4 protein-coding genes and 2 pseudogenes are annotated in these 3,851 nt (G+C 57.9%); 4 read left to right on the plus strand and 2 right to left on the minus strand.

Features of this window, described 5'->3' with window-relative positions; translation table 11 throughout:
- From EGH23_RS26085 to EGH23_RS26100, 4 genes and pseudogenes are all read left to right on the plus strand, one after another.
- Positions 1–95: pseudogene (locus tag EGH23_RS26085) on the plus strand (IS5/IS1182 family transposase); the annotation flags it as partial.
- Between the two features lie 516 nt (positions 96–611).
- Positions 612–1,193, plus strand: a complete 582-nt coding sequence (locus EGH23_RS26090; RefSeq protein ID WP_220582908.1) for a DUF7342 family protein — start codon at positions 612–614, stop codon at positions 1,191–1,193.
- Positions 1,194–1,196: 3 nt separating this feature from the next.
- Positions 1,197–1,655, plus strand: coding sequence for a hypothetical protein (locus EGH23_RS26095; RefSeq protein ID WP_220582905.1), 459 nt, complete (start codon positions 1,197–1,199; stop codon positions 1,653–1,655).
- A pseudogene (locus EGH23_RS26100) lies at positions 1,652–2,347 on the plus strand (phage integrase SAM-like domain-containing protein); the annotation flags it as partial. The gene EGH23_RS26095 and the pseudogene EGH23_RS26100, both read left to right, overlap by 4 nt.
- Here EGH23_RS26100 and EGH23_RS26105 read toward each other — a convergent pair.
- Both EGH23_RS26105 and EGH23_RS26110 read right to left on the minus strand, forming a co-directional pair.
- Positions 2,279–3,409 (minus strand): PAS domain S-box protein, encoded by a 1,131-nt coding sequence (locus EGH23_RS26105; RefSeq protein WP_220582906.1) that lies wholly within the window; start codon positions 3,407–3,409, stop codon positions 2,279–2,281. The pseudogene EGH23_RS26100 and the gene EGH23_RS26105 overlap by 69 nt on opposite strands.
- Before the next feature lie 182 nt (positions 3,410–3,591).
- Positions 3,592–3,851: transposase (locus EGH23_RS26110; protein ID WP_220582907.1), on the minus strand; the 260-nt coding region annotated here is incomplete at its 5' end.

Here is a 3,851-nt window from a genome sequence, read left to right on the forward strand (position 1 = left end):
GCGACGCCGTGCGTGCGCGATCTTGGTTCGGCGAATTCCGTGAACTCGTTCTGATGTGTGCAGTTCACAACATCAAGCAGTCTCTGAACCAGTGAAATCAAGCTACGTCTGGCGATTCACCACGGCCAAGTCATCGTAGTTCTGAGCGCGGCGGCAAGCGGTTTCAAGTCGTCACATTAGTCGCCAAATCAACTGTTTCACCTCTCTATTGAACTTATAGCTGTCTCGTCAATCGATACCGCCATGCAAAGAAATCATCAGCAATCTAGTGGTTGGTAGAGTTTGAGATCCCGAAAACGTGGTGGCGACGGGCGCGAAATAGTATAGCAGAATGTAGTTTATAAAATAGCTACTTACTGAATTTCTTCGGCTAGAAGCCTGTAGACACTGAAATAGACGGAATCGGGAGATGGTATGGCTGGTCGTGATTAGTAGAGTAATCACGACCACTTTCAAGTACCCCGCCGCCGTCGGTGAAGCACGAATGCTGCAACCGGCTCACGAAGGCGCTTCCTCTGGGTAGAGGCACCGAGACCGGGCTCCGAGTTTGCTCTGGCTATCCTCAGCTGAGATCGGGGCGATGGCGAAGGAGTCAATTCGATATGGAACTAATGACCTCAACCTATATTAATACAAGGCCCGAACGGTGTTGTATGACTGAAGACGAATCGAACTCCGAGGGCCTGATGGAACGCCAGACCACGGGTGAAGACCGCGTGCGGATGGCCGCCCGACAGCTGTCGGAGCCGCGGACGGCCAACTGGATCGCCTCCGAAGCGGGCTGGTCACACGAGCCGACCAAGCGCGTCCTCGAACGACTCGTCGACGACGGGATCCTCCACCGTGACGAGAGTGGTACGCACACGACGTACTACTCTGATTACCGCCGCCAGGCGATGCAGGAGGCGATGCGGCTTCGAGACAGCGGGCACACTGTCGAGGAGCTCACGGACCGTCTCGCCGATATGAAGGCGCAGATCCGCGACTGGGAGGACGAATTCGACGTCGAGTCACCGAACCAGCTTCGCGGAACGCTCGCCGAGGAGGGTCTCGACGCCGACGAAGAAGACCGTCGCCGTGAGATCGCCCGCGAGTGGGAACACCTCCAGCGGCGCATCGACATCGTCGGCTTCGCCATCCGCGAATGGGACTTTCTCACTCCAACGAACGAGCCTGCCGAGGCCAGTAGCTGACGGATGTCGGTCCCGCATCCCGGTGGTGACCCGAACGCAAACTTCTACGCCCAGCTGAAGCAGGATGTCCTCGACCGTTTGCCACAGATCACGACGGTTGAGTTCGTTCCTGATGATATCGAGGCCAAACAGCTGCGGGCACGGTTCGATCCAGCCCGTCTCGATCCTTCGACAGGGCCTGAGTCGCCGGAACTGTCCATCAAGTGGTATCGACAGGAGCCACATGATTGGTTCCGTATCAACTACACCGACCCGAACACGGGATTTCACGCGGGGTGGCACCAGGACGAGGACCATCCCGATCTCGGACGAACGCATTTCCAGTACGCAGTCGACGATGAGGAAGACCGCTGGGGAATCACGTTCGAACACGAGACTCCCTCGCTTATCCTCTGGGAAATCATCGAAGCGCTTCTCGAGGATGTCCGTCCGAAGTATCAGTACGCGAACGAGGACTCATGACAGCACGAGAACGCGCTGATCGGTCGCTTGCGAGCTCCTTCGAACGGTATCTCCAGGACAAGGGGAAAGGCCGCGGCGGCGACGGCGGGAACTATCGACGCAACGCAGCCCGCGAGCTCGAGCGGTTCGCCGAGTGGGCTGCCGGCGACCGCGGCGACGACGACTGGACCGGGATCGTCTCCGACGACGTCGACCGCGACCCCACCTTCGAGGACCTCGACGAACGAATATTTCGAGAGTACGCTCGTCACCTCGCCGGAGATCGGGGACTCAAGCAGAACACGGTACAAACCTATTATCGCTATATCTCTGCGTGGTGCGGCTGGTGCGTCAACGAGGGGTATCTCGAAGCGCACTACGCCCAACGGGCAAGTGCGATGGCGCCGCTGCCGGAGGACGATGGTCGAAAGCCCGGTGACCAGCAGGCCTGGACGTCCGAACAGCGCCACACCCTCACTCGCCACGTCGACGAACGGGCCCGCAACGCCATCGAGACGTACACGACACTCCCGGCGGATACTGCCCCCCTCGACAAGCAGAGAGAGCGCTACGAAGCTCTGAAGGCGGCTCGTGACCGGGCTCTAGTGTTCGTCCTCGCGTACACCGCCGTCCGCGTTGGTGAGCTACTCCGGGACCCGAACGATCCGCGTCGACGTGGCGTCCGCTGGGAGGACCTCTCCATCGACGACGGGTTCCCCCGTGGCGAAGGATTCTCCGACAACTCCGTCACCGACCTCGTATTCTGACTCCGTGGCATCGAGTTGGGACTCGACAGTCGGGGTGGTAGCGACGAGTTGCAAGACCTCCGGCGTGGTCTCAGCGTCATGCAGGCGGACGCCTGCGATATCGTATCCAAACACGCCACGGGCAGCCTCGACTGCCACATTGGCGACCTCTCGTTTGGTCGTGGCGTCCATGAGTTCGACCGTCACGTCGTGGAGGTTGTTCAGCACCTCCCGTTGTTCCGCTCTGGTCGTGACATCTCGGATGCTGGCGAGCATGTGCGGCCGGCCATCGATCTCGACGGTTGAGGCCGAGATCTCCGCATCCAGCACATTTCCTGCCTCGGTTCGACAAGTTAACTCTGCTGTCCAGCCGTGTCCCTGGTCGAGAACGGTATCTCTGAACGCTCTGAACTCGGATATTTCATCAGGGTGAAGATCTTCAGGAGACAGCGATAGCAGGCTCTGTCGACTGTATCCGAGCAGGTCGCAGGCCTGAGGGTTACATTCACGAATCGTGTTCCGCTGCGGATCGAGAATAACGATCGCATCGTTCGATGCTTGGAAGATCCGGCGAAACAGTTCTCGCTGCTGAGTGAGCGCTGTGGCCTGCTGTTGAGACAATCGCCGCCGTTCGAGGAGATTGTGCAGCCGATTGTCGAGTGCCTGTTTTTCCGTCGGGATCGAGATCACTTCGTCGACAATATCCCAGACTGTTGCGTTGCGGTCACGGTCTGTTCGTTCGGGTGAGACCAGGAGATACGGTAAGAACATGGGTTCAGCCGTGTCCTTGAGCCGTTGCAGGCAATCGCTATGGCGTTCGAGCATTGCCGCATCCAGAACACAGAGATCGAAATCGAGCTCTTCGACGCTTCCGTGTTTCGGGATCACGACTTCGTACTCCGTCGACAACCACGCAGCTAGGTGATCGCGATTGGCCTCACGTTGCAGCAAGAGCAGTACACGAGTAGTATCTGAGCGATCCCTCGGAACCACAGTACTGAGAGGCTGCCGAGGTTTGTAATCACTCATAACTACGGAACTACCCAGAATTCTCCTGAAATATCGGCGCGGAAAGGTATAAGAGTGGCGGCCAGATTATAAATCTTGAAAATATCCCATTCCAGCGTTCTACATACGAATGAGATGAGGAGCCCGGGGCTTGACCCCACTCGGTTCACGTTGCTTGATCGGGGGAACACCTATAGTAGTCGTTAGAAGTAATCACTCACTTTTGGAAGAGATAGCTGGTCGAGAGCAGTGTCGATTGCCGAGGTTAGTTCATCGAGCGAGTCAAAGAATCGGTTGCTAAGAGCGTCTTGGAGTTGTCGCCAGCACTCTTCAACCGGATTGAGCTCTGGCGAATACGACGGTAACGTCACGAAGGCGAGGTCGTCACGGGCCGCTAGGTCCGTGACGGCCGACGCCTGGAAATACGGCGCTCCATCTAGAACGACGATCAAGTCATCTTCGA

The organism is Haloarcula nitratireducens, from assembly GCF_019599505.1.

Coding starts and splice junctions, on each gene's coding strand:
- EGH23_RS26090 (WP_220582908.1), top strand. CDS start 612: ATGACCTCAACCTATATTAATACAAGGCCCGAACGGTGTTGTATGACT.
- EGH23_RS26095 (WP_220582905.1), top strand. CDS start 1,197: ATGTCGGTCCCGCATCCCGGTGGTGACCCGAACGCAAACTTCTACGCC.
- EGH23_RS26105 (WP_220582906.1), bottom strand. CDS start 3,409: ATGAGTGATTACAAACCTCGGCAGCCTCTCAGTACTGTGGTTCCGAGG.